This window comes from uncultured Cyclobacterium sp., from assembly GCF_963977555.1.
Taxonomy (GTDB): domain Bacteria; phylum Bacteroidota; class Bacteroidia; order Cytophagales; family Cyclobacteriaceae; genus Cyclobacterium.
Genome location: NZ_CAXBPD010000001.1, coordinates 362,179 through 387,262, shown reverse-complemented (window position 1 = coordinate 387,262; position 25,084 = coordinate 362,179). Strand labels below are relative to the sequence as shown.

The following is a 25,084-nucleotide window of genomic DNA, read 5'->3' as shown; positions in this document are numbered from 1 at the left end:
TTTTATTGGCTATTTAGGGAAATTGGATTGGCTTCAATATAATTCAATAATATACTTTTTACATTTTCTACTGTTCCTGCTTTCATCCCTCCGTCCGTTGCTCCAGTTGCCCAATAAAGTACCATCCCTGCATCAGAACAATCCCATTTACCTTTTTGGAATTTGACTACATCATCTACCTCTGCGATTTTTCCCTGCACCCATACCCACTGAATTCTTGGATCAGCGTGATTTTTGGCCCAATCCCAATTGGCTAAATCCACTTTTAGGTTTATATTTTGGTCTGGAATACGGACTTCTTCAACTCCAAAATCCAATACTTGTTTCCAAGTATAAAAATCTCCTGCATTGTCATTTGCTGGATGATGGGTAATAACCTTTACGTATTGGTGTTTAGCACTTGCAGCAGCCTCCAAAGCAAGTCCTATAATGTCAGGCTCCCCAGCTTCAATGATCCACAATGGGTTTTCGGGCGAAGACTCATTTATGGCTTTGGCCAGATCATTGACGGTTTCCTCTTTTTGCCAAAGGGCATCGAAAAACACCAGAGAATCATATCCTCCCCATCTGCGGGCCGTAACATCACAGGCTACTTGCATCAAATAATGCCGCTCTCTTTCAGCCTTTTCAGAAATTCTGGAACCTCTAACTAAATCACAACTGTGGGAGTAATGCACCAGTCTGTCGGTTAATCCGGCGGCGCGCAAGAGGGCTAAAGAAACCGCTGTACCACCAAGATCATCTGGGTCGGGGGAATTGCCATCTGCCACTATGGCTACTCTTCCAGGAGGAGGAGAAATTGTTATAGCGGCTTCGGTTTTGAGGCTTCGTAATGTTTTTTTGTCAGCCATTATTGAAAGCAGGGTTCCAGCTTTACCCATGTCTTTTGAACTTATATTTATCCCCTCATTTAACTCTTCCCATACATGGCTATTATCTATTACTGAATTTTGTGCCGCTGCATTAATGCCTAAACAGACCAAAAAAAATACTGAAAACAAATTTACTTGCATAGTGACTGTGTTATTGAGATAATTAGATGATGCATTTCAAATCCCAGCAGTTCTATAAATTTGTCCATTTATGTATACCCGACTTTGGATTTGATTTGTAAAAATATCATTTTGTACTAAATAAAGGTGCAAAACAATGGCTTGTAATTTGATTTGAGTTTGAAAGTGGTATAAATCCTACAGAAATATCACTGGGAACTTTTTTTGGAATTCTCATGCCTCACTCTACTTTTACTGCACCTTTACTGTGGAACTAACGCTACCTGATAGATGGTATAGAATTCAGGCTCCTGATCCAAAAGCTCAACATGCTGTCGCGCCCATAACTGATTTTTACCATCTACATGCGTAGGGGTAAAGTTGGTGGGGCAGAGGCCGACTTCGCTGTATATCCCTTCAGCTTCTCTTACCAGAAATTTTAATGGATTTAGCCGAGCATTGATTTCGTTCCATTCCTCTCGGGAAGCAGTTCCTCGGGTTGGTGCGTTTTCTAGAGAGAGGCCGGATCGGTAAAGGATCAGGTCTTTCTCATTCACCTTAAAATAGCTTTCTATTTCACCTTTCTTAGGTTTAGGGGTATCGTAATCTTCACTTCCCCCAAATGGGTATCCTGGATTAAGGATAAAATCATCAAATGGGATACCTTCCACAGTTAACCCATTTTTCGCTTTGCTCAGGTCATGGGTATGAAATAAGGTATCTGTAGCGAAAATAAAATGAACCCTGTCTTCATCTACCTGAAACATTGGCCTGATAAAATTAAAAGCCTTGCCCTGCTTATACCTGCTTTTGGGATGCAGGGGAGTAATGGGCACGTAGCCACCGGAATCAAGGTTGATTAAATCAAAGGTGTTGAAATGGTTGTAATAGGCCTCCTCATTGGTGAAAGCTGGGTATTGGGCCCCTCCGGTAAAGGCAACTAGGTTCGTCTCACCGGCTATATTGGCCTTTTGCAAATGGTCGTAGCCGGAGTAAGTCATACCTTGACCCGCATAGGGCTTCTGATGACTTTTGATAAAATCAAAATTAAGGTCATAAATCACCAGCTTTTGTTTTCCCATCACCACAATACTGTCACCGACAAAAGTAGCTGCACAAGCGGTGTTGCCATACGAGATGGGAGAATCGGCCGGTTGATCGAAGGAGGAAAGAACTTTCCCGTTTTGATTTGTAAGAATCAGTTTTTTTTGCCGGAATTCATGGAAAAGAAATAGATCCCTTGTGGCATGGACCGCATAAAGTTGCAGGTTGCCTAGAAAATCCACCTGCACAGAGTCCACTATTTCTAAAGCGTAGGAAGTGTCTGAGGCGGTGTCATCATCAGAGGGTCTACATGAAAACAGGCAAGTGATCAAGCAGAGTTGCAGTAGGATTGTTTTTTTCATAGTACAATGATTGAACTATTAAGTTAATTAAAATTCAGCAGATTTCCATTTCAAGTGAATTTTATTCATTATTTAAGGGAATGACCAATTGCTATCGGAGAATTATCTTGAAACGGCTTGTATTGAATTGATTACCCTCCTCGTTTTTTTTGTCAATCCTCTGCATTCCAGTATGCCATCCTTTCGCAACTACTTACTTCTATGCTGTAAAAATCAAATTCCTCAGTTACCTTGCCTTTGATAAGGTAGATGCCCCGTCCTTTCAAGGGTGTTTTTTTAACTACTGGAGGAAAGTGTACGGTGTCTATCCAGTGCCCATCTTTGTCTATAAAAGTGCCAAAATTCATTATATCTCCCTTAACGGTACGGGTATATTTGACCGTAACCAAATAACCAATAAGCTGAACGCGCTTTCCAAGGAATTGCTTCATTTCCAAAGCAGCAATTCCTGAAGTTTTTTGGTCTTTTACCAAGTGAAAAGGGCTGATTAATGGGAATTCCAGAATCTCCAGTTGATCGATAATCTCCTGTCTCAGGTCCAAATCTTCCAGCACCGGTGCCTTTAGCTCTCGGAAGCCCGCATTGGCAAATAGCCGTTGACTTCCGCCGGTAGGGCTTTTTTTTCGATGCATAATAAAATGGGCTTCCCATAGGCTCTCTTGCTTGCTTTTGCCTGTAAAGCGAAAACAGCCGATACGGATCAGAATCAGCAATTGCTCCAAACTGATGTCTACCCTGGAAATAAAATCAGTCAGCCCGGTATAGGGGCCGGCCTTTTGCCTTTCGGCCAATAATCTGCCGGACGTTTCCTGTTGCAAGTATTTCATGTGTACAAAGCCCAGGTAAACGGTTTTTCCCTTGATATTGGTAAAATAGTTACTTTCGTTCAGGTGCGGGGCCTGTACATCAGCCCCATTCATACGCAATTCGTGGATGTAGAATTCGGTATGGTAGAAGCCCCCAAAATTATTGATAACTGCCACCATAAATTCCAAAGGATAATGGGCCTTCAGGTACAAGCTATGGTAGCTTTCCACAGCAAAGGATGCCGAGTGCCCCTTGGCAAAAGAATAGCCGGCGAAACTTTCAATCTGATGCCAAACCTCTCCGGTGACTGTTGCATCCCTGCCCAATTCTTGACAATTGGAAAAAAAACGATCTTTGACTCTTTGTAAGGCTCCCTTTGAGCGAGATTTGCCACTCATCCCCCTGCGGAGCACATCTGCTTCGCTCAGTGTGAGCCCCGCAAAATGGTGGGCGACTTTGATGACATCTTCTTGGTAAACCATGATGCCATAAGTCTCAGGCATGATGTCGTTCAACACAGGATGAGCCCTTTCGCGTCGTGCGGGGTTTACATGTCTCAGAATGTATTCCCGCATCATGCCTGAACGGGCCACGCCAGGGCGAATGATGGAACTGGCAGCTACCAACTCTAGGTATTCATCGGCTTTCATTTTGGCCAGCAACATCCGCATGGCAGGAGACTCTACATAAAATGCTCCAATGGTCCGCCCTTCTCGAAGGTGTGCTTTGATGGCAGGGTCTTTCTTAAATGCCGCTACCCGACGTATGTCTACCGCTTTCCCTTGGTTCGTATGGATTAGCTCCAGTGCACTTTTGATATGGCCCAGGCCTCTTTGGCTCAGGATATCGAATTTGTGCAAGCCAATGTCTTCAGCCACATGCATGTCAAACTGTGATGTAGCAAAACCCTTGGGCGGTAACTCGGTAGCGGTGTAATAATGGATGGGCTTGTGAGCAATCAGTATTCCTCCGGCATGTATGCTCAAATGAGATGGCATATTGCGAATCACCCTGGCATATTGATAGATCAGTTTTCCATATTGGTCAGGTTTGTAATTGCTATTGTCCAGCTTGTCTCCATAATAGATTAGAGATTCTATTTCAGACTTTGGCAGGCCAAAAACTTTCCCCAGCTCCCTCAGCACAGAGTTGTACTGAAAGGTGTTAAAGGTAGCCAATAAACAGACATGGCTCTGTTCAGGTTTGTTATAGGAGTCAAAAATATATCGGGTGATTTCATCCCGGTCTTTCCATGAAAAATCAAGGTCAAAATCCGGTGGGTTTTCCCGATAAAGGTTAATGAAACGTTCGAAATACAGGTCTAACTCTATGGGATCCACATCTGTAATAGCCAGGCAATAGGCCACGATACTGTTGGCCCCACTGCCTCTGCCTACATAAAAGAAGTTTTTGTGCTGCGCAAAATTGACAATGTCATAATTGATTAGAAAATAGGAGACGAAACCTTTTTGCTGGATAATCTCCAGCTCTTTGATGATGCGCTTTTCCTTGGTTTCATCCAAGCTTCCATAGCGCCGAATGGCTCCTTTGTAAGTTTCCTGGCGCAGGTAATCAAAATCCTCCCAGTCAGACCCCAGAATATCTCTCCGGTTTTTTACCGCCTGAAAGTAGAAGGAAAACTGGCACTGCTCCAGAAGTTTTTGGGAATTATAAATCAGGTAACTGTGCCCTTCACAGCGCCCAACCATGTCGGCATAGCCATAAAACCGATCCGAAGGATCTCCCTGTTCGCTAAGTGGGAGTTTGCTGAGCAGGGTATTGCCATCCATGGCCCGCAATAGGCGATGGGCATTAAAGGCTGTTTTGCTGGCAAAAGAAACCGGCTGCAAAAGTACCAATCGCTCTTTGCGTTTGGCCCAAGGGCTGTAAGGGAGCCTGTTGAGTTGCGAAGGATGTATGCCCAGGTATTCATTTTCCTTCAGGTCAAAGAAAGTTTCTGTAAAAGGATAAATCACCACGCTGTTGTTAAATTCGGGCGCCTTTTTGGGGAAAGGCAATTTATTCATCAGGTGATGGGAAAGGTATTTGTTCAACTCATGAAAGCCTTCCTGGTTTTTTGCCAGGCCGATAAACTGCTGCTTGCTGCCATTGCGAAAATCTATTCCTATGACCGGATGGATACCATTTTTCTGGGCTTCTCGAATAAAAGGAAACACCCCTGAACAGCTGTTGATATCTGTCAGGGCCAGGGCATCGAGCTTTTGCTTTTTTGCTTCCGATACAAGCTCCTCAACAGAGAGAGTGCCATACTTGAAGCTGTAGTAACTGTGGCAGTTAAGGTGCATTTTGTTTATATTATTAACATTTACTGGTTAATAATATAAACAAAATGAATTGATTGTGGATGATTGCAGCGATTATTTTTATTGTCTATGAATCTTTGCTGCCAATCTCCTTACCTTGCCACTGGTCGGCCGTGAACTTCTATCCAGTCCAGCCTTGAACAAGCTTTGGATTGTCCGCCGGGCATCAAATCAGTAAAACCTATTTCTTCCACATTGGATAGGTCTGGATCAGTCGCCGGGCCAATTGCTACTATACCATTAGGGTCCAAATGGTGCCAGTTGATGTCTTGTATATTGAATTCCCAGATTCGCCAGTCTTTGGAAGCACTGGCTGATTGGTCACTTACCAACCAGTTCCCATCGGCCAATTTCAGTGAAATCCTAAGTTCCCTAAGGCCGACTTGTTTGGAACGGAATTTTACTTTGGCAAAACCTGTAAGGTCTACGTTTTGTTGGCGATGCTTAAGGCTTAGCATCCAGTTGCCCTCGCATAAACCTGACCAGATATAAAAAGGATCGTCTACAGGTTTCTCATGGTTGCTTTTTTTGATTACATCTTTCCCCGGTCCATATAATTGTACGGTTAAATTCTCATTCTGCACATGATTTTGGTTCACAGGTATTTCTGCTGGGGTTTCTTTCCAATCTTCCCTAAAAAAGAGCTCGGGGCGGTAGCTGCTTTGTGCGACGATAATTCCGGTAAATACTAGGTAAAAGCTGAAGCTTAGAATGGTTTTTTTCATGGTAGGCAGTTATTTTTAGGGAGGAATTTAGACTTGTTAGCAATTCAAGTGATTTATTTTAATTTCCTTCCAAATAAAGGAAATAGGAGATAAGATGCAAGGTGTTTTTTAGCTAGCGGGCTATAGAGATTCAATGTTCATTCGGAACAACCTATTTGATTGGTTGGAATGAGGTGCCGCTCCTACAGAGCTTCCAATCATAGACGATTTGAAATGATACAAACCAAATGCTCCGCTGGAGCATTTGGTTTGTAATTATTAGTGGTTTAAAAATACAATTTTAAAGATAAGTGTAAATTGTTGGTAACATACTTTTGACCTATTTTTCCCACTTTGTCCATTTTAGGAAATGTTTTGCTATTAAATTGATTTATAGTTTGCTAACTTATATCCAAAGCTCCATAGGAGTTTCATTTTTGTAGCCCTAAGTTCTTGAGTTAATACCAGCTCCATAGGAGCGATACCTAAATTTTAACGATATGGTTATTGCAATCGAAAAATTTATAAATTGGTAGACTATGTCAAGAATTTTGCTAAAAGCGTAAAACCATGACCGAATTTTGGGAGGAAAACTTTAAAGACAAGCAGTCCATGTGGGGATTTGCTCCGGCTAATGCTGTCTTTGATGCTATCAAGTTGTTCCAAAAGCATGGGTTGCACAAAATCTTGATTCCCGGATTTGGCTATGGAAGGAATGCGAAGGCTTTTATGGATAAAGGCTTTGATGTGACCGGAATAGAAATCTCAGAAACAGCAATTGCTATTGCTAAAAAAACTTATGGGAGTGAAATCAAAGTACACCTTGGAGCTGTAAATGAAATGCCCTTTGATAGTGAAACTTTTGATGGGATTTTTTGCTATGCTTTGATTCATTTGCTTGATGAAAATGACAGGTCCAAACTAATTGCCAATTGTTACAATCAGCTCAGAGAAAACGGCATTATGATTTTTGTGGCTATTTCTACTGATGATACTGCTTTTGGGAAAGGAGAGGAGATTGGCAAGAACAGATTTTTGACACCTCATGGTGTTGAGCTGTTCTTTTATAATCAAGTTTCAGTAAATGATGAATTTGGGAACTACGGACTAATTGATTCAATGGTAATACAAGAGCCTGCGAAAAATGTAACCGGCAAACCCGGTCAAAAATTTTGGCAGATTGTATGCAAGAAGGTCTCTGTAGGTTAAAAGGATGAAAAAAATAGCACATGATTAAAGTAGAAATACCCGATTTCTGTCCATTAAACAAAGAAGAATGGAGCGATTGGTTAGAACGTAATCATAAAACTGTGAAAGCGGTATGGCTCATTATTTATAAAAAAAGTTCAGGTAGGCCTAATTTGACCTGGAGTGAATCTGTGGATGAGGCATTACGGTTTGGCTGGATCGACAGCCTGAAAAAGCCGATAGATAATGAAAAGTACAGACAATACTTTAGTAAAAGAAAAACAAACAGTATCTGGTCTAAAACGAATAAAGACAAAATTGAAGTGCTATTGAACGATGGGTTGATGACAGAGGCAGGGTTAAAAGCTGTTGAAATTGCTAAAAAAAATGGTTCCTGGACGATTTTAGATGCTGCAGAAACACTGGAAGTGCCCTTGGATTTGGCAAAGAAATTCAATGAATTCCCAGGATCAAAAAACTTCTTCGAGAGTCAAAGTAAATCTTCCAGAAAAACCCTGTTAATATGGGTTTTAATGGCTAAAAGACCTGAAACCAGAGAGAAAAGAGTATTGGAGATTGCAGAATGTGCAGGCAAAAAACTTAAACCTAAGGTATTTCGTTAGGGATGGGTTTTGTGTATTTTATGTAATCTAAAAGTACACCATATTCGATGGCATCAAAAATAGTATTTGAATTGAAAACTTAAACCCCTAATAAACCATGAAAGATACAAGTCACCATGATGAGCGAATTGCCCAAATGACCTTTGCCTCAGTGTATCCACATTATGTCACAAAGGTAGAGAAGAAGGGTAGAACCAAAGAAGAATTGCACCAGGTAATAGCTTGGTTAACAGGTTTTAGTGAAGAGAAACAAGAGGGGCTTATTGAAACAAAGGCAACTTTTAAGGAATTTTTCCGGCAGGCCACAATAAATCCCAACGTAGACAAAATTAAAGGTGTTATCTGTGGTTATAGAGTGGAGGAAATCACAAATACGTTGACGCAGCAGGTAAGGTGGCTAGACAAGCTGGTGGATGAACTGGCCAAAGGTAAGAAAATGGAAAAGATTTTGCGGGATTGATAAAAGTAAAAGCTTTAAACTTTAGGTCAGAAGCTGGCAACTACTACCAGCTTCTGACATAATGTGAATTACTAGAAGGACCTTAATTTGGAGGGAAAACATCTTGGAGTGGATGCGTAAAAGGTACACCTTCACGAGCATCCCACCAAACGGTAGTCATAAGCTCATCGCCTCCTATTCTATCTGCTGCTGCTTTAACATTCGCCTCATTTTTCAGGTATTCGTCGTTAGGGTAGGTGAGTCTTCTGGGGATTTGCCCATTGGTAACTCCCTGATCACTTCCTATCCATACGGTTGGGTATCCGGTTCTTCTAAACTCAGCCCATCCCTGATAATGTTGAAAGAAGGTGGAAATGTATTTTTGAGTGACTATTTTTTCAAATTGCTCCTCTTCAGTGCCCGCTAAACTTCCTGTATCTTCATTAAGAAAATCTTGAATGTCTGAGTCTGGAATAGCATACTGTTCCATAGAAGCTTGTATACCCATTAGGTATTGCTCATTGGCATCTTCTGTAGTAATGCCTGCAAAAGCAGCTTCTGCCTTTAGGAAGAGCACTTCGGCAGCATTCATCACAATTATATCGTAGGTTTCCTCTTTTAATAAAGGGCCTACACTGGCCACCATTTCCTGTCCATAAGGTACTTTTTCTTCCTGAAGCAATTGTATAGGTCGTCCACGGAAAGTACCAGAGCCGTCTAGTGCAGGACTGGCCAATACTGGCAATCTCGGATCGGCGGTAGGAATCATTACATCCATTATGGGAAATCCCACAAACATAGGAGTAGTTGCAGTTAATTCTCTGGTCCAGATATAATTGACATTGTTCGTGTTTTCTGATGAACTTGGTGGGAGGGTCCGCAATGAGGCATTTTCCGAATTTTCATCAATTAAAGGACTATTAATTACATCAGAAATATGTTCGGAAGCCAAAGTTGGACTAGCGAACCTCGCTCTGATGGCAAGTCTTAAACGCAAGGAATTGGCAAACTTCTTCCAATTTTCTACATCTCCCTGATAAAGAATATCCGCATTACCAAAAGACAATTGATCTCCCTGGGCTCCCAATTGCGCTGCTGCTTCTTTTAGTTCGTTTAGCATGTCTGTATAAATTTCCTCTTGGCTGTCATACTTTGGTTGGTTAATAACATTCTCTACGCCTTGTGCAGCTTCAAAGTAAGGGATTTCACCATAGGCATCTGTAACCCAATGATACAACCATACTTTCCAGATCCTGGCCATTGCATTTTGGTCATTTTTCTGTGTATCGTCAGCAGTGAGGCGCATGACTTCACCAATATTAATGATATAATCCCTGTAATAGTTGAAAGGGGAGGTGTAATCCGCATTCGAGAAAATATTGCCACTTGCCTGATTGGCAAAGTATCCTGAAAATTCACCAATCGTCCCACTGTTATAGGATTCAAAGATAGAGCTCTTTAACACATTGGTAAAAATGGTCTCAGGCTGAACCTTCTCCTCTGTCAACAATGTTGGATCCGTATTGATGGCGTCAAAATCGGCTGTACAGCCAAGGCCTAGCATAAATAGCACCAATAGTGAGGCAAGGCTTTTTATATTTATGTTTAATTTTATTATTTGCATAACTCAGTTGATTAGAAAGTCAAAAATAAGTTAAAACCCATGCTTCTGGTAGTAGGGAGGCCACGTGCTTCTACTCCTTGGGCCGCCGTGGAACTGTTAAAGGCTGTTTCGGGGCTGATGCCCATCAACTTGAATTCAGGGTCACGGTACAAGTACAACAAGTTCCTTCCTACAATGGATAAGCGGGCATTGACAAAGGGGGTCTTGCTTAGAAATCCTTTGCTGAAATTATAGCCAAAAGTAACCTCTCTTAAAGCCATATAATCAGCATCGATAACCATGGTTTCAGCTATTCCTCCCCAAGGGCCCTGCTCGGCATAATATTGATGAGACAATAAGGAAATGTTATTTTCTGTAAATGTTCCATCAGCATTTTCTATCAGACCATCCACTATTAAATCCTCTGTAGCTCTGGCTTCTGTAAATTTCCCAGTACCTTTTGCCATCTGATCATATTTACTATAAGAATAAACCTGACCTCCTAATCTAAAATCGAGCATTCCACTTAAAACAAATCCTTTATAGGAAAAAGTATTGGTAATGCCACCTAGGAAATCTGGTTGGATGTTACCCAATACGGTCATTTCATCGGCTCTTTGCCATTTGCCAAGTTCGGATACCAAAATCCTTCCGTCCTCATTTCTCTTTTTAGCAAATCCTACAATATTACCATAGGGTTGGCCTACTCTGGCCTCAATTGTTCCTGTACCGCTCAATAAGGTGTGGCTGTTTATGCCCGGTGCTAGAGATACCACTTCAGACCTGTTTCTAGATCCATTGATGCCCAAGTCCCAGGTAAAATCGCCTGCCTTTACCAGCTTGGCATTGATCATTAATTCCAAACCTTGATTTCGGATTTCGCCTGCATTGATCAAACGCGTATTGAAACCAGTAGCTGCTGAGATTTCTACAGGAAGAATTTGGTTTGTGGTGGATTGGGTATAATAAGTGAAATCAATTCCCAGCCTGTTGTCGAAAAACCTTAAATCCATTCCCAGCTCGAAAGAGGTAGTCAGCTCATTTTTCAAGTCCTCTAAGGGAACATTGTTTCGGATGGATGCCAGGCGAAGGCCGTCGAAAGTTTGGGTACTCAATGAATAGCCTGCTCTGGTCAAGTAGGGATCCGCATCATTTCCTGCTTCTGCATAGGATGCCCTAAATTTGCCAAATGTAAAGATCGGGGAATCCATTTCCAAGAAATCCGTAAAAGCGAAACTTGTACTAACGGAGGGATAAAAGAAAGATTGATTTTCCAATCCTAAAGTAGAGGACCAATCGTTTCTTCCCGTAATATCAAGAAATAGATAATTTCTGAAAGCCAGTTGACTTTGGAAATAGACAGAATTCATTTGCTTTTGAATGCGATAATTCCGGGGGAAAACCAAGGAGGCATTAGTGATGTGGTACAAATCGGGGATGTCAAGGTTTTCCCCACTAACTTGCACGACCTCTTGGTCTCGGTTCAAATGATTGGCGCCTATTGAAAGCGTACCGTTAAAATCACTGTTTAAATCTCCTGCGGCAGTCAATAAAACATCGCTGTTTTCTTCTTTTACACGCCACATGGTATTCCTTACCTGTCCATTAAGGTTTGATCCCCCAGGAGTTCCCTGAGGAACCATTGCAAACCTATTGTCGGTATAAAAATCGGTTCCGGTTCTACCTTGTATGCTCAGCCATTTCGTGAAATCATATTTTACCCTGGCCATTCCTATTACCCGGTCTCTAGTGTCATTGTTTTTGAATTTTTCAGTAATCCAATAGGGGTTATAAGGTGAACCGGGTTTAAAACTGGACATAAGCCCATCAGCTCTGGTGGGTTCTCTTAACCAATTTAGGTCTATGCTTCTAGGCATGACTTCAAGGCTGGACTGTAAGCTACTGAAACTGATTCCATTTTGAATCCTGTTATTTCCTTCCTGTCTTGTATAGTTAATCTTTGCATCCACCAGCAGTTTTTCAGAAACCTGATGAGATCCCCTAAGGGTGATGGTCTGACGGTCCAGGGTATTGTTAGGTACAATACTCTTGTTATTCATATTTGAAAATGAAAGTCTTAAGGTACTGGTTTCATTTCCGCCAAACACAGAAACGGTGTTTGTACTGGTCGTCCCTGTTCTATAAAAATTCTCAATATTGTTTGTAGGTTGGGCAGTATAGGGTTGTACGCCCCAATCCCTGGCGTAATCATAAATTATAGGTCTTCCATCCATGGCACCTCCCCATTGGTCCAACAGCCAGCCTGGCCATACAAGGGTCTCTTGACCATCGATGATTTCCGTTCCAAATGCACTGTAATCATCATCGTACCCTCCGCCCCAGGTATTTTGGAAGGTAGGGTTCACACTTGGTGTTTCGAAGGTATAATTGGAATTTATTTCTACACCTATGCCTTGGCCTTTTTTGCCCGATTTGGTAGTGATTAAAATGACACCATTGGCTCCACGAGCCCCATACATGGAAGCAGCACTTGGTCCTTTCAATACGGAAATATTAGCAATGTCATCGGGATTGATATTACCTATTCCATCTCCATAGTCATAACCCGAGAAACTGGATGCGGGATCAAGGGTTTGGTTATCAATGGGTATACCATCTACTACGTATAAGGGTTGATTATTACCTGTTAAAGAACTGTTTCCACGGATGACCACATAGGATGAACCACCTGGTCCACCAGATGTTGGATTAACGTGAACTCCTGCGACTTTCCCTTTAAGGGAATTGACCACATTGGGCTCTCTTGCCTGGGTCAATTCATCGGTACTCACTTCCTGAACTGAATAACCCAATGCCTTTTTCTCTCGCTTAATTCCAAAAGCAGTTACCACTACTTCTGAAAGTTCGCTCATCTCAGGGGTCAATTGGATGTTGATTTCAGACCTGTTTCCCACCTTAATGGTTTGTGGGCTATATCCAATACTTGAAATTACCAAGGTGGATTCAGGTCCCTTAACGGAAATACTGTATTCACCTTTTACATCGGTTACTGTGCCCTGATTTGAATCTTGTCCACCTTGCAACAAAAGAGTAGCACCAATTACAGCTTGACCATCTTCTGAAGAGGTTATTTTTCCTCTTACAATTTGATTTTGGGCTTTTATCTCGCCCATAAAAAGGAGGAGAATAAATAAAAGGGAAAAAAATCCCTTTAAGCGTAAATTAATTTTCATAAATGTTGTGTTTAAATTAATAGAAACTCGAGTAAATACATATTATCGCTTTTATATAAATATAATCACTTTAAATATTAATAAAAATACAGAATTTATGATTGCTATTATAATATTTACGACAACTTTATTTCATGAAATTAATTGGATAGGATTTAATTGATGATTTAGTATAAAAGTGATGTAGCGATTTGACTTCACTCCTAAATAAAGTGGTGGAGATATCATCTACTAATTCAATATATATCGCAATTTTAGAGGTTAACCTTTTAAATTTTCAGAGATTAAAACATGTAAAAACCAACTGGATTAATAGAAAAAATAAGCGTATTATTTAAACTGAGGCATTAATATTTGGAGAATAAATATAAGGATTACATGATTAATGAAAAGGAACATAATTTTTTTCTAAAGGAATGCCAGGAACCTATTAAGGAAATTCTTATAGGATCAAGAAATTCATGTAAAATCAATTGAAACTTCAATAAGACTTAATACTTTGGCCTGAACCGTAAAATGCATTACTTTTGATTCCTTAAATTACATGAAATGAGAAAACTGCTGTTCGTGGTCTATTTATTTGCGATTTTAGCTTGTACGGAAGAGGAGGGGCCTTCCCTTCCCCTTATCTATGAAGGCAATCTGGAAGTGCGTTCTCTTAGCGATCTTGAGGACATTGCCGAAAAAGGTTATACGGGAATAAATGGCGTTCTGGCCATTCATTATACGGATGAAGTGGTGGACTTGTCTCTCTTGAAAAACCTCAAGGAAGTAGCAGGACTTATTATTCGCTACAATGATAACCTGCAAAGCTTAAAAGGCTTGGAGAATATAAAAACAATTGATTTTTTGGAGATTGAGAGTAACCTCCAATTAAAAGAATTGACAGGCTTGGAAAATTTGCAATCTGTTTCACGGATTCTGTCAATCAAAAACAATGATCGATTGATTTCCTTAGAAGGATTGAAAGCCTTGACCTCTTTAAACGAGCAATTTGTGCTTTTTGACAACCTTTCACTGAGCAATTTAAATGGGCTGGAAAAATTGCAAGTAGCCCGTCAGATATTGATCACCAATAATATTAACTTGAAATCATTGGATGGCTTAAATAACTTAGGCGAATCTGCAGATATAAGGATTTACTCTAATGATTCACTTGTGGATTTATGTGCCTTGGTGAATTTCGTTGCGCAAAAGGGAGAAGCGGATACTTTTACTGCCCAAATGAATGCTTATAACCCTACTTTGGAAGATCTGGCGAATAATAAATGTGCCATGGAGCCATAAATTAAAATTACTACCATTAATTCTCGATAATTAATTCATTGCTATTTTCAGTTAAATCTTTTGAGGACTGTATTATTTTTGGAAATAATAATAGCCTGCCTTTACCTTTTGAGGTATATGTAGGTGTTAATACACTGATAGATTAAAAAAAACGTATGCACCTGTTCACAAAAAAGATTTTAACACCTTTTCTATTGTTTTTCTTATTCATCCAATTGGGACAGGCCCAAGTCGATGAAATTAAAGAAAAGTTTCTTAATTCTTATGATTTAATGGTGATTGCTCATCGGGCCGCCAATCAAAATTTCCCTGAAAATAGCATTATAGCTATAGAAGAAGCTATCCGCATGGGGGTTGACATTATTGAACTTGACATCAGGGTGACTGCTGATGGAGTAGTGATTTTGATGCATGATCAAACCGTGGACCGAACCACTACTGGTACTGGAGATGTGGAAACATTGAACTACAGTTATTTGCAATCTTTGCAGTTGTTGCATAAAAATGCTCCCACAAGGGAGAAAATCCCTACACTGGAAGAAGCTCTAAAAGTTACTAAGGGAAGAATAATGGTGGACATGGACATGAAAACAGATAAGGTGGACGAGGTCCTTGAGGTGGTCAAAGCCATGGATGTAGTAGATGAATTGCTGTTTTTTGATTCTGACTGGGATGTATTGGAAGCTTTTCAAGAAAGTCTTCCAGATGCTTTTATCATGCCTAGGACCTATAAGGCAAGGGAGATAAAAAAAGCCGTAAAGAGATTTAATCCTAGGGCAGTGCATATTGACCCAAGTTTTTATACACCTAAGACAGTGGCACTAGCCAAAAAATACGATGTGAGACTGTGGATCAATGCTTTGGGTGATATTGATAGAAAAATGCTAGCCAATCCCGACCAAAAATGGGCCAGAGAATGGCTTGACAAGGGTGCAACGATGGTACAAACCGATGTGCCTAGCTTTTGGACACAGTTAAAGTAATCAGGTCTTCAAATAGAAGGAAGTGCGGTATTGTTTAAATTGGCCGCATTTTTTTTGCTAAATTTAAGCCTCTTAGCTAAACCAATAAAAGCAATGCTTCACTTTCCTTGGTATTTAGTTTAACTTTTTATAGTTTATAAGAGTACATCGATTTTAGGAATTTTGATTGTGGATTTCGTCATAAGCCCTGTATAAAACAACCAGGGCTAGCACTTCACTTACAGCTAGCAAGACCAACCCAATTAAGGCAAAAACAACAGAGATGAATGCCAATCCGCTCAGTATGGCCACAATTCCTGCAGCCAAAGCCATGTTTCCAAATTCCTTTTGATACTTTACTAGGCCATAACCAAATACTATATAAATACTTCCAAAAACAATGGATTCCCCGGCCATCACAGCCATGGCATTGGAGTCGTCCAAATAAAACAAGTACAGGTCCGCTGAAATACAAATTACAATTCCAGCGATACCAAGTAAGGCAGCCGGTTTTATCCAATTATTTTCCCAGAGGCGACCTACCTGATAAAAACCAAGCATATAACAGGAATAGAACATTAGAATGCCCAGTTTGACCAAGGTATATTTCCATGGAGAAATAGCGGCATCTAGAGAAATGGTCAGTTGATAGTCCATAAAACCTTCCCAGAAGGCCAATAGAAAATACAGCCATCCACTAAAAAAAGCCAAAATAATCCATTTTGCTTCTTTTTTAGTGCCTTTCGGAACAGTAGCTTTTGTCTGCCATTGGGCAATGTCTATATCAAGGGCTGCAAAGATAGAGCGAATGGTATGTCCTCTAGGAGTTACTTCACCTGCCTCTATCCTTTGGATCGTTCGCACATTAATATTGCACCGAGCAACCAGTTCTTCCTGCGTCAGTCCACTGGCTTTTCGTTGTTCAAGTATGATTTTTCCTAATTTTGGCTGTTCCATTGTTTTTGTGTTTAAATTCCCTTACAATGTCTGGTAAAAAACAAGAAATCAGCCTGAATCTATAACGGATTTAACCCGACATTTACCCGACATTTCTTTTAATTGCTTGTTAAATAGATGGATACGTTGTTTTGGCAAGTAATTAGTGGAAGATAGTCTACTGTTCAGTAAGTATAATAAAATCTGCAAGCTCCTTTTCAGTGCTCCAGTCTTTGGTAGATTTTTCAGGCTTTGCAAAGCAAGAAATGGTCATAACCTTTAAATTTTGTTTTCTTTTTTTCAATGCCGCCACAGTACCTAATTTTTCATCACTATGGAACCTTCCCGTTATGTGAAAGATTTTTGTTTTTCTATTTTTTCGCCATGATTGAATGATGCTTTCAGCCATGGTCACATCTCTAAGCAGTTGGGCATGAAAAACAGATGGTCCCATACCATGCGCATGTGCACCCATAGCTGCATTGAATTTTTTCAGATAAGCATCCTCTTTTTCCGGAACTTCCACTCGACCATAAAGCTGACGGGCTTTTCGTTGAAGTTGGTCTAAAGAAGCCAGTCCTTTTCTACTCACCATATTTGCATAACGGCCGGGTACATTGGCCGCGATCACTTTTTGCTTTTTTTCTTTGGCCAAATTTACCAAAGGTGCATAAGCTGGATAGTTGTTCCAAACTTTGCCTTCCTGCAGGAGCTTTTTTTCTGTTATCAAACCTGCAAGGTATTCATCCATTACGAGCTGTACATCTCTTTCAAACATTTCCATACTGAGCGTTATGGAGGGATTCTTTTCTAACAAACCTTTATACAATTGGTATTGTAGCACATGTCCTATGCTATCATTGTGTTCTTCTCCAAAAAATATCACCTCTGCCTCAGTTAATTTCTCTACTAAAGAAGCCAAAGAAAGCCTTTTTCCTGTTTCACATTCAATAATTGTAAAGTATTCTTGTTGAGAGAAAGAAGTTGCAGGACTTACCTGTAATAGAATAAAAATGAGTGAAGGGATATAAAAATTCATTGTAAGGATGATTAATATGTTAAACTATAAAATTCTAAATATTTTATCAAAAAGGAATGCCAAGAGAATAATATCAAAAAACAATACAATTGCTTGGATTCTATGTCATTATTTGCATGAATACCTTGTTTTAATTAGGGTAAACGACAACATTTCTAAATCTAATTCCGTCTAGGTGTTAATGTTTACTTAAAATACAACAATTAAAATTATTTCAAAGATGATCAGAAAGGGCATGTTCACCCTATTGCTATTGATAGGGTTTGTATATATGGAAGCAAAAGCTCAACAAGAGTTTAAAATTGTGACTGTGGTAGAATCTATTGTGCCAATGGGAGTTGGTAGGTCACGTATCATTGACAGTCAGACCGAAAATAATTATGAAGAATTTACCACTGATAGAACAGATGGTAAAAAAAGTGATCAAAAAGAAATCAAAAGGTCTGATATTAAGGTAGATGAGTTGGAAGAAACGAAATTACTCAATTTTTTCAGCCTTACCGGTATCAACTTTCAGAACATTGCTTCAAATGATGCAGTCATCGCTTCAAAAATCAACGCCATGCTGGCTAAGGGCTGGAAACTAACTTATGTTGCAAGTGGAGTGGAAAGTAATGCAGGAGCAGATGATGGAAAGGGTATTTACATTACCCGCTTGTTTTTTTCTAGGTAGGGTTAATGAATAGGGAATAGGAGTAAGGGTGGATATGAGGCCACCTTTACTTCTTTATTGTGGTGTGTAAATGATTTAAAGAAGTTTCTTTTCAGAAGTCGGACCTTAATTGTACATTTAGAACTGATGGCTATTAAACCTTTTACACACCAAATCGAGGAGCTAGATCCTGCTGAGGATTGTGAAAAAATTTGTTATCTCCTCACTTTTCATTGTTTTCCTTGGGACATGGAGAAGGCACTTGAATTTGCCTTGTTCAGAACTTTTGCCGTGCCATCTGTTTCTCGATTATTGGCAGCGACCGGAGAGTTTATAAAGCATACGCGAAAGCGGTACGACGATACGGAATTGTTATTGTATGAGATCCTAGAAAATGGAATAGACAGTAAACAAGGAACGGTTGCTGTAGATCGGATAAATAATATGCATGGCAGGTATAAAATAGCCAATCGAGACTACCTCTATGTACTTTCTACCTTTATTTTTGAGCCAATTCGCTGGATGGATCAATGGGGATGGAGGCCTTTTTCCACTGTAGAAAAAGAAGCCATTCTTTACAACTACCAAAAATTGGGAGAGCGGATGCATATCACTGGTATTCCACAAACCCTAGCTGAATTTGAGGCTTTTAACTTGGCATATGAACAACAGCATTTTGAATTTCAGGACTCCAATGCATTGGTCGGCAATAAAACGCTGGATCTTCTGCTCGGTTTCTATTTGCCTTCATGGTTATTCTTTCTCGGGAAGCCGATAGCATTGTGCCTGATGGATGCACCTCTGAGGGATGCAATGGGATACACAAAGCCTCCTGATTGGTTGATAAAAACCATTAAGCAGTCTATGCTGCTTCGTGGCAGGTTGCTGCGCTGGCTGCCTGAAAGGAAAAAGCCAATTTTAGGGACACTTCGCAAACGGAAAACCTATCCAAAAGGATATAAAGTTGAGGAATTAGGGACTTTTAGATAATCAGTCATTTCTACTTCGGACCCATTGTTGGGTAGGGGCAATGCCTGCATCCACTGCCACAACATTTTCCACGTAGTAAATGATAATCTTTGGTGAAGACCATGAAGCCACCTTCAAAATAATAATGCATCCCTTCCTTGAGAAGGTGGGGTGGAGGAAGCTTGTTTTCTTTTGGCATTTATTTGATGCTTTAATCCAGCTTCATAGTTATCGAAGCAGTTTTTGTTTTGGCTGAGGTATTGAATGTCCCACCCCAAGAGTAATCTTCTCCAGAATTTTGCCCAGTAATTTGAAATATCCCCATATTGGCTGCCCTCAAATTACCTAACTTGGCACCAGAATTTTTAGCGATCATCTCCGCCCTTAGTTTTGCATCTTCGGTAGCTTTAGAAATCAATTCAATTTTATACGGGAAAGAAAGTCAAAATTACGTAAAAATTAGCGATTTGTTTTGACTCTTTTTTCCGCTGTTAATACAAAAAAGGTGTGCCTACCAGGTTCAGCGTCTTACTGAATCCATTGTATGCACACCGCTTGTATTTAATCTTTTACAAAAATAGTTAAAGAATTTCCATGATTGTATTGCCTTTAGTAACCTGGATTTTGAACCAGTTGTGGGGCCCTGTTCAATTCGTCTTGCTCAATTGGAACCCAGTATAGTTTTTCTGAAAAGTTTCTTTTAGGAGCAGCTGATATTTTTCTCCATGTTGTAGTTGTAACACCATCTTCGGTAACCTCTTTGATGTCAACGCCATAAAGGTCAGGAGCGAAATTTTCTTCCAATAATTTCCACCTTCTGGTGTCAAACCATCCTACATTTTCTGAAAAGAATTCTACCTTTCGTTCATACCTCAAGGCTTCCATGATATCTCCCGTAAAATCTGGTAAAGCAACCCGATTTCTGATCATATTGATATAAGTTGTGGCCGTTTCGGTATCTCCCAATTCCAGAGATGCTTCAGCGTAATTCAATAGAATTTCTGCATATCGAATCCAAACAAAGATGTTTTCATTGGCCATGTCTCTACCAATAATCTCATCGTCCATGAATTTTTTCATCACATAGCCGGTGTAATTGCCATTGGAAGGAGAAAGGGGGCCTTGTCTGGTATCCAATCCGAAACGCTCGCTAACAACAACACCGTTTTCGATTACTGTTCTTGTCCTTCTTTCATAGATTCCCGTTGGGTCTATTTGTGCCAAATCATCGAATCTAGGTTGGAAAACAGCACTGTCGTATAAGATACTACCGTAAAATCTAGGTTCTCTACTTTTATATGGACTTTCATTTGTGAAATCTGATGATACATTGATGTATTCATCATTGGCATTAAAGTTAAAATGGTCAAAGAAAGCTGTACCATCAGCCATTTGGTAACTGTCTACAAAGTTCCCGTAAGGAGCGTTGTTTCCATGGCAAGATAAACCGTTAAGGCCATTTCTTAAATTGGTATTAATCCTAGGGCCGTCATCAGCTCTGTGCATTTTTCCCCAAATCACTTCAGGGCTGGATAAATCCCTGGCTTTAAACAAAGAAAAATAGCCATAAGCGGCAGCCTCCTGATCAGGTGCGCCAAAATCCTCCAAGGCAACAGTACCCAGGTCCATTAAGTCTTTTGCAGCATCTCTAGCAGCAGTCCACAGTTCTTGTCTGTTAGGATTCTCATAACCTACATATTTATTAACGGCGGTCCCATCTGCCGTTAAATCACTGGCTGCAAATAGCAACATACGGGATTTAAGCGCCATAGCAGTTTCTTTGGTCGCACGGCCCATTTCCATTTCGCTTTTAAGCAACAATAAATCGGCTGCAGCATCTAGATCCTTAACGATAAAGTCAATGGTTTCTTCAAAAGTGCTCCGTAAGTATCCAGAAAAGTCTTCCCCCAATTGTGCTGGAGTGTCCAACAAGGGAACCCCTCCATATGACCTGCAAATATCACTGTAGAATACAGCTCGAAGAAAAATTGCTTCTCCTTTTAAGACATTTGCTTCTGATTGGATTCTTTGTTTTTCTGAATCAGGATAAGCATCTGATAAAGCATCAATCTGGGTAAGAAACAAATTTAGCTTGTGGATATTGGCATAATGTTGCCAGGTCAAATGTCCCCTGTCAATGCCTGGATTTCCAGCGCTGATCGTACCTCTACCGTAATCAGTTAACTCAGCTCCTTTTGTCATTGTGGTTTCTCCTACAAATAGTCCTGTCTGGTAGCCATGGCTCCTCTGGTTCCACCCATATTCCACGCTGTTATAAAGATCGTTAAGGTAGTACCTCACTAATTTAATATCCGACCAAACTACAGGGTCAGAATAGCTGTCTAGGGGAGACCTATCCAGTAAATCATCGTTGCAAGAGAAGCTTCCAAGCAACAAAGCAACTACAATTGTCAGTTTACTTATATATGTTTTCATAACGTAATGTTTTTAATCAATTAAAAGGAGATTTGAGCACCAACTGAAACAACGCGCATAATGGGGTAAGCTCCCATACCACTAACTTCTGGGTCCATGATATCATTTCCCGAATAAATCAACCAGAGGTTTTGGCCTGATGCATAAACTTTGGCGGACTCGATACCTACAAAATCAAGTACATTATTAGGTACCCTATAATTAATTTGTAAATTCCTTAGCCTGGCATAAGATACATTGGCATAGTTATAATCTGTAACATGGTTACTCCTCCAGTATTCTTCCAGCCACTGGTAGGCACGTGGTTTTGTGGCATCAATATTCTCCGGCGTCCATCTGTCCTCAGCGTCATATTGAAAGTAATTGCCAGCAGTTCCTGAACGTAAATCATCGTAAATACCACGAATAGCATTGCCATGTCCCTGAACTAGCGCAGTTACCTCCCAATTTTTGTAAGAAAAATTAAGGTTTAAGCCAAAAGTAAGCTCAGGAGTTGTTGTCAATGGAAATAACTGACGGTCATCTGTGGTGATTTCACCATCGTTATCAAAATCTTCAATGATAATGTCTCCAGGTCTTGCACCAGCTATATGTGGCATAGAGTTCACTTGTTCCTCATCTCTAAAGATGCCGATGGAATTGTATAGCAATAAAGCTCCCTGTGGATGTCCTGTTCTTACTTGCCATGGTACTGGACGTTCTGGTTCATCTGATTCAATGATTCTATTTCGGGCGAAAGCAAAATTACCTGAAATACCATAACCGATGTCTCCTTTCTGATCATCATAGCTCATGATCACTTCAAGGCCATAATTGTCCACTACACCAAAATTTTCATCTGGTAAAGACAGACCAACGAAACGAGGTATGGATACATCTCTCTGCACCAAAATATCACTTCTTCTTTCGTAAAAGAAATCCGCATCAAAGCCTAACTTGGTATCAAATAGAAGTGATTCCCAACCTAGATTGAAAATACTTGCTTTTTCCCAGGTTATATTTGGGTTAGGTATCCCTTGTTGTCTCAGACCAGGAAGGTAAGATTTGTCGGCTCCCAAAGCGAGTCCTTGTACAAAACCATAGCTAGCCAAATACTGAAAAGGAGAAACCAAATCATTACCCATTTGTCCCCAGGTCGCCTTTAATTTAAATTGGTCAATTAAACCCAGGTTGTTTTTCCACCAATCATATTCAGAGGGACGCCATCCTGCAAGTACAGAAGGGAAATTACCCCAACGGCCTGCTTCTTTAGAGAAATTAACTGATCCATCTCTTCTAAAGCTAAATTGGAACAAGTAAATTTCTTTGAAGTTATAACTGATTCTACCAAAGTAATTTTGTCTTGCACCAAAACTTACTGATCCTGAATTGTCCTTTTCTGCATCGCCACCAGCAAATAGGTAGGGGAGTTGATCAGATACAAAAAACCGTCGGTAAGCATTGAAGTTTTCCTGAAACCCTTCGTTTTGCTCATAAGCCATAAATGCATCAATATTATGCACCTCATTTAAGGTTTTAGTGTAATCAATTTTAAAATTGAATGTACTAGTATTAGAATAGTTGGAATAATCCGTTAGCCTAGGTTCCGGAGGACCTTTCTGACTGCCAATGATATAGGCGGATCCATCTTCAACGCCAGTATTGCCATCAGCTAAATAAGCTTCTTCATTGAAGCTATATAAGGTAAAAGGTTTTTGGAATAACTTTCTTTTTTGAAAATACAGGTCATACGCAAAATAACTGGAAGCCGACAATCCTTCTACCCAAGGGATTCGAAGATTGGCAGAGAAGATATTATTGCTTCTGAATCGTTTGTCATCATCAAAACCAGTTTGATCAGAAGCCATTACCATTGGTTGGTAACCAAACTCGATATCAGGTCCTGGCAATCCATTAGGATATACGGCATGATTGGTTGGATACATTCTTCGAATAGTCTGAAACATACTAGAAGTGGACATTCCAGAATACATTCTATTTTCCTGAATTCCTGAGATGTCAACACCTAAATCCAAGTATTCATTGATTTTGAAATCTACATTTGCCCTTAAATTGTATCTTTTATAAGAAGTGTTGGAATTGGTGTAAATACCATCATCTGCCTGGGTACCAAATGAAGTGAAATAACTTACTTTCTCCCCTCCACCAGATACTGATAAGTTGTGGTGATTGGTGCTACTGAAGTCTCGCAACGCCTCCTCATTCCAATCGGTGTTGGGGTGTGTCCATGGATAATCTCCTGACCTGTATTTCTCTACATCTTCCAAAGAGAAAAGCATGTTGGATTCATCCACTCCACGATAAGACTGGTTTTCTCTGATCATGGTAGCATAAGTTGCTGCATCTGCCATTTCCGGTAACTTGGTTGGAGATAACCAGCCTTTATAAAAACCATAAGTTATCCTTGTAGGACTGTCTTTCTGCCCTCTTTTCGTAGTTACGAGAATTACGCCATTTGCAGCTCTTGCCCCATAAATGCCAGCAGAGGCATCTTTTAGTACGGTTATACTTTCGATATCATTGGGGTGTAGGGAATTCAAATCTCTACCTATGATGCCATCTATAACTACTAAAGGTGAATTGTTGCCTAATGTAGCATTTCCCCTGATTCTAATGCTTGCCTGATCTTTTCCAGGTTCACCACTACTCTGCATAAATACAGCACCAGGAAGCCTTCCAGCCAATGCGTTGGAAACCGAGCCAACAGGAGCTGCTGAAATTTCATCAGCACTTACAGTGGTAACTGATCCGATTACATTCACTCTTTTCTGAGTACCGTACCCGACTACCACCACTTCATCTAAAGAAGAAATGTTTTCAGACAGCACCACATCAATGATACTTTGATCACCAACTTTTATGGATTTTGAATTAAAACCTATAAAGGAAAAGACCAAGGTTGATTGCTCAGGAATGGTAAGGGAATAATTGCCATCAAGGTCTGTTGCCGTACCAATGTTGGTGCCAGGAATGGAAACGGTTACCCCTGGAATAGGCTCTCCAACATCGTCGGTAACCTTACCATTAATGGTTACATCTTCTACAGCCTTCACTGTACCTAAAGGTTGCTCCGCAACAGCAAGTGCTGGGGGAGAGAATACGAACTGTAACACTAAAGTTAGCATACAATACAGAGGTATTCTGTGAAATTTTAAGTGGATTTTTTTTTTCATTTCATTAATTGGGTTAAGAATAATTAAAGGGTAACTGACCCAGGTTTTTGGGCTTACAATGGTATTTAAAAAAAGATTGTTAAGATTCAAGAGCTAAATGCCGAGAAAAAGAAGGTGGTTTGGTGCAACACCTATTTATTAAGTGTGTTATATTTTGTCTAAGCAATATAATATTTTAAAAATGACATAACATATTAAATTGTTAATTATTGCAAAAAAAATATTAAGTTTCTTTGAATAATCATATTTCAATTTTAGGGTTCCCTTGATCCTTTTTAAATACTTACTACTATTTTTGAATATTCTGTCTTTAAAAACATGACTTTAATCATATATCCACCTTCTTATTA

19 protein-coding genes are annotated in these 25,084 nt (G+C 40.0%); 7 read left to right on the top strand and 12 right to left on the bottom strand.

The genetic code is table 11. The annotated features are described in order from the left end of the window. Positions 1 to 2: 2 nt before the first annotated feature. From AAC073_RS01355 to AAC073_RS01340, 4 genes are all read right to left on the bottom strand, one after another. Complete coding sequence (locus AAC073_RS01355) at positions 3 to 1,013, bottom strand: hypothetical protein (protein WP_339922033.1); 1,011 nt, start codon at positions 1,011 to 1,013, stop codon at positions 3 to 5. A gap of 242 nt (positions 1,014 to 1,255) precedes the next feature. Next, a complete protein-coding gene (locus tag AAC073_RS01350; protein ID WP_339922032.1) occupies positions 1,256 to 2,398 on the bottom strand; it encodes a hypothetical protein in 1,143 nt (380 codons plus the stop codon). A gap of 152 nt (positions 2,399 to 2,550) precedes the next feature. Next, positions 2,551 to 5,511 (bottom strand): PHP domain-containing protein, encoded by a 2,961-nt coding sequence (locus tag AAC073_RS01345; RefSeq protein WP_339922031.1) that lies wholly within the window; start codon positions 5,509 to 5,511, stop codon positions 2,551 to 2,553. 110 nt (positions 5,512 to 5,621) lie between these two features. After that, positions 5,622 to 6,254, bottom strand: a complete 633-nt coding sequence (locus tag AAC073_RS01340) for a hypothetical protein (protein WP_339922030.1) — start codon at positions 6,252 to 6,254, stop codon at positions 5,622 to 5,624. A 549-nt stretch (positions 6,255 to 6,803) separates the two neighbouring features. On the opposite strand from AAC073_RS01340, the gene AAC073_RS01335 reads away from it, so the two are divergent. The 3 genes from AAC073_RS01335 (at position 6,804) to AAC073_RS01325 (ending at position 8,504) form a co-directional block, all read left to right on the top strand. Further along, entirely contained in the window at positions 6,804 to 7,442 is a 639-nt protein-coding gene (locus AAC073_RS01335; RefSeq protein WP_339922029.1) for a class I SAM-dependent methyltransferase, read from the top strand. 20 nt (positions 7,443 to 7,462) lie between these two features. Next, positions 7,463 to 8,044, top strand: coding sequence for a YdeI/OmpD-associated family protein (locus tag AAC073_RS01330; protein WP_339922028.1), 582 nt, complete (start codon positions 7,463 to 7,465; stop codon positions 8,042 to 8,044). 97 nt (positions 8,045 to 8,141) lie between these two features. Next, positions 8,142 to 8,504, top strand: coding sequence for a DUF2200 domain-containing protein (locus tag AAC073_RS01325; RefSeq protein WP_339922027.1), 363 nt, complete (start codon positions 8,142 to 8,144; stop codon positions 8,502 to 8,504). Between the two features lie 82 nt (positions 8,505 to 8,586). Here the strand turns inward: AAC073_RS01325 and AAC073_RS01320 are convergent, their stop codons facing one another. Both AAC073_RS01320 and AAC073_RS01315 read right to left on the bottom strand, forming a co-directional pair. After that, a complete protein-coding gene (locus tag AAC073_RS01320) occupies positions 8,587 to 10,107 on the bottom strand; it encodes a SusD/RagB family nutrient-binding outer membrane lipoprotein (RefSeq protein ID WP_339922026.1) in 1,521 nt (506 codons plus the stop codon). A gap of 11 nt (positions 10,108 to 10,118) precedes the next feature. Continuing rightward, the gene (locus AAC073_RS01315) at positions 10,119 to 13,280 is read right to left on the bottom strand and encodes a SusC/RagA family TonB-linked outer membrane protein (RefSeq protein WP_339922025.1); all 3,162 of its coding nucleotides are present in this window, start codon (positions 13,278 to 13,280) and stop codon (positions 10,119 to 10,121) included. 549 nt (positions 13,281 to 13,829) lie between these two features. Between AAC073_RS01315 and AAC073_RS01310 the strand changes: the two genes are divergently transcribed. Together AAC073_RS01310 and AAC073_RS01305 are read left to right on the top strand one after the other, a co-directional pair. Further along, positions 13,830 to 14,567, top strand: coding sequence for a hypothetical protein (locus tag AAC073_RS01310; RefSeq protein ID WP_339922024.1), 738 nt, complete (start codon positions 13,830 to 13,832; stop codon positions 14,565 to 14,567). A 155-nt stretch (positions 14,568 to 14,722) separates the two neighbouring features. Further along, a complete protein-coding gene (locus tag AAC073_RS01305) occupies positions 14,723 to 15,550 on the top strand; it encodes a glycerophosphodiester phosphodiesterase family protein (RefSeq protein ID WP_339922023.1) in 828 nt (275 codons plus the stop codon). Between the two features lie 153 nt (positions 15,551 to 15,703). On the opposite strand, the gene AAC073_RS01300 is transcribed toward AAC073_RS01305, so the two are convergent. Both AAC073_RS01300 and AAC073_RS01295 read right to left on the bottom strand, forming a co-directional pair. Further along, positions 15,704 to 16,486 (bottom strand): helix-turn-helix transcriptional regulator, encoded by a 783-nt coding sequence (locus AAC073_RS01300; protein WP_339922022.1) that lies wholly within the window; start codon positions 16,484 to 16,486, stop codon positions 15,704 to 15,706. Positions 16,487 to 16,643: 157 nt separating this feature from the next. Continuing rightward, the gene (locus AAC073_RS01295) at positions 16,644 to 17,504 is read right to left on the bottom strand and encodes a ChaN family lipoprotein (RefSeq protein WP_339922021.1); all 861 of its coding nucleotides are present in this window, start codon (positions 17,502 to 17,504) and stop codon (positions 16,644 to 16,646) included. Positions 17,505 to 17,724: 220 nt separating this feature from the next. Between AAC073_RS01295 and AAC073_RS01290 the strand changes: the two genes are divergently transcribed. Together AAC073_RS01290 and AAC073_RS01285 are read left to right on the top strand one after the other, a co-directional pair. Further along, the gene (locus AAC073_RS01290) at positions 17,725 to 18,177 is read left to right on the top strand and encodes a hypothetical protein (RefSeq protein WP_339922020.1); all 453 of its coding nucleotides are present in this window, start codon (positions 17,725 to 17,727) and stop codon (positions 18,175 to 18,177) included. Positions 18,178 to 18,303: 126 nt separating this feature from the next. Further along, positions 18,304 to 19,146: a DUF2236 domain-containing protein gene (locus tag AAC073_RS01285; RefSeq protein WP_339922019.1), complete on the top strand. Its 843-nt coding sequence runs from the start codon at positions 18,304 to 18,306 to the stop codon at positions 19,144 to 19,146. 10 nt (positions 19,147 to 19,156) lie between these two features. Here AAC073_RS01285 and AAC073_RS01280 read toward each other — a convergent pair whose 3' ends face one another. The 4 genes from AAC073_RS01280 to AAC073_RS01265 all read right to left on the bottom strand — a co-directional run bounded on the left by AAC073_RS01280 (position 19,157) and on the right by AAC073_RS01265 (position 24,734). Next, entirely contained in the window at positions 19,157 to 19,324 is a 168-nt protein-coding gene (locus AAC073_RS01280) for a DUF5522 domain-containing protein (protein ID WP_339922018.1), read from the bottom strand. Between the two features lie 12 nt (positions 19,325 to 19,336). Then, entirely contained in the window at positions 19,337 to 19,543 is a 207-nt protein-coding gene (locus AAC073_RS01275) for a hypothetical protein (protein ID WP_339922017.1), read from the bottom strand. A 191-nt stretch (positions 19,544 to 19,734) separates the two neighbouring features. Next, positions 19,735 to 21,561 (bottom strand): RagB/SusD family nutrient uptake outer membrane protein, encoded by a 1,827-nt coding sequence (locus AAC073_RS01270; protein WP_339922016.1) that lies wholly within the window; start codon positions 21,559 to 21,561, stop codon positions 19,735 to 19,737. Positions 21,562 to 21,581: 20 nt separating this feature from the next. Then, complete coding sequence (locus AAC073_RS01265; protein ID WP_339922015.1) at positions 21,582 to 24,734, bottom strand: TonB-dependent receptor; 3,153 nt, start codon at positions 24,732 to 24,734, stop codon at positions 21,582 to 21,584. Between the last annotated feature and the right edge of the window lie 350 nt (positions 24,735 to 25,084).

Excerpts from the sequence above, each read along its gene's own strand:
- AAC073_RS01355 (WP_339922033.1), bottom strand. The coding sequence starts at position 1,013 with ATGCAAGTAAATTTGTTTTCAGTATTTTTTTTGGTCTGTTTAGGCATT.
- AAC073_RS01350 (WP_339922032.1), bottom strand. The coding sequence starts at position 2,398 with ATGAAAAAAACAATCCTACTGCAACTCTGCTTGATCACTTGCCTGTTT.
- AAC073_RS01345 (WP_339922031.1), bottom strand. The coding sequence starts at position 5,511 with ATGCACCTTAACTGCCACAGTTACTACAGCTTCAAGTATGGCACTCTC.
- AAC073_RS01340 (WP_339922030.1), bottom strand. The coding sequence starts at position 6,254 with ATGAAAAAAACCATTCTAAGCTTCAGCTTTTACCTAGTATTTACCGGA.
- AAC073_RS01335 (WP_339922029.1), top strand. The coding sequence starts at position 6,804 with ATGACCGAATTTTGGGAGGAAAACTTTAAAGACAAGCAGTCCATGTGG.
- AAC073_RS01330 (WP_339922028.1), top strand. The coding sequence starts at position 7,463 with ATGATTAAAGTAGAAATACCCGATTTCTGTCCATTAAACAAAGAAGAA.
- AAC073_RS01325 (WP_339922027.1), top strand. The coding sequence starts at position 8,142 with ATGAAAGATACAAGTCACCATGATGAGCGAATTGCCCAAATGACCTTT.
- AAC073_RS01320 (WP_339922026.1), bottom strand. The coding sequence starts at position 10,107 with ATGCAAATAATAAAATTAAACATAAATATAAAAAGCCTTGCCTCACTA.
- AAC073_RS01315 (WP_339922025.1), bottom strand. The coding sequence starts at position 13,280 with ATGAAAATTAATTTACGCTTAAAGGGATTTTTTTCCCTTTTATTTATT.
- AAC073_RS01310 (WP_339922024.1), top strand. The coding sequence starts at position 13,830 with ATGAGAAAACTGCTGTTCGTGGTCTATTTATTTGCGATTTTAGCTTGT.
- AAC073_RS01305 (WP_339922023.1), top strand. The coding sequence starts at position 14,723 with ATGCACCTGTTCACAAAAAAGATTTTAACACCTTTTCTATTGTTTTTC.
- AAC073_RS01300 (WP_339922022.1), bottom strand. The coding sequence starts at position 16,486 with ATGGAACAGCCAAAATTAGGAAAAATCATACTTGAACAACGAAAAGCC.
- AAC073_RS01295 (WP_339922021.1), bottom strand. The coding sequence starts at position 17,504 with ATGAATTTTTATATCCCTTCACTCATTTTTATTCTATTACAGGTAAGT.
- AAC073_RS01290 (WP_339922020.1), top strand. The coding sequence starts at position 17,725 with ATGATCAGAAAGGGCATGTTCACCCTATTGCTATTGATAGGGTTTGTA.
- AAC073_RS01285 (WP_339922019.1), top strand. The coding sequence starts at position 18,304 with ATGGCTATTAAACCTTTTACACACCAAATCGAGGAGCTAGATCCTGCT.
- AAC073_RS01280 (WP_339922018.1), bottom strand. The coding sequence starts at position 19,324 with ATGCCAAAAGAAAACAAGCTTCCTCCACCCCACCTTCTCAAGGAAGGG.
- AAC073_RS01270 (WP_339922016.1), bottom strand. The coding sequence starts at position 21,561 with ATGAAAACATATATAAGTAAACTGACAATTGTAGTTGCTTTGTTGCTT.
- AAC073_RS01265 (WP_339922015.1), bottom strand. The coding sequence starts at position 24,734 with ATGAAAAAAAAAATCCACTTAAAATTTCACAGAATACCTCTGTATTGT.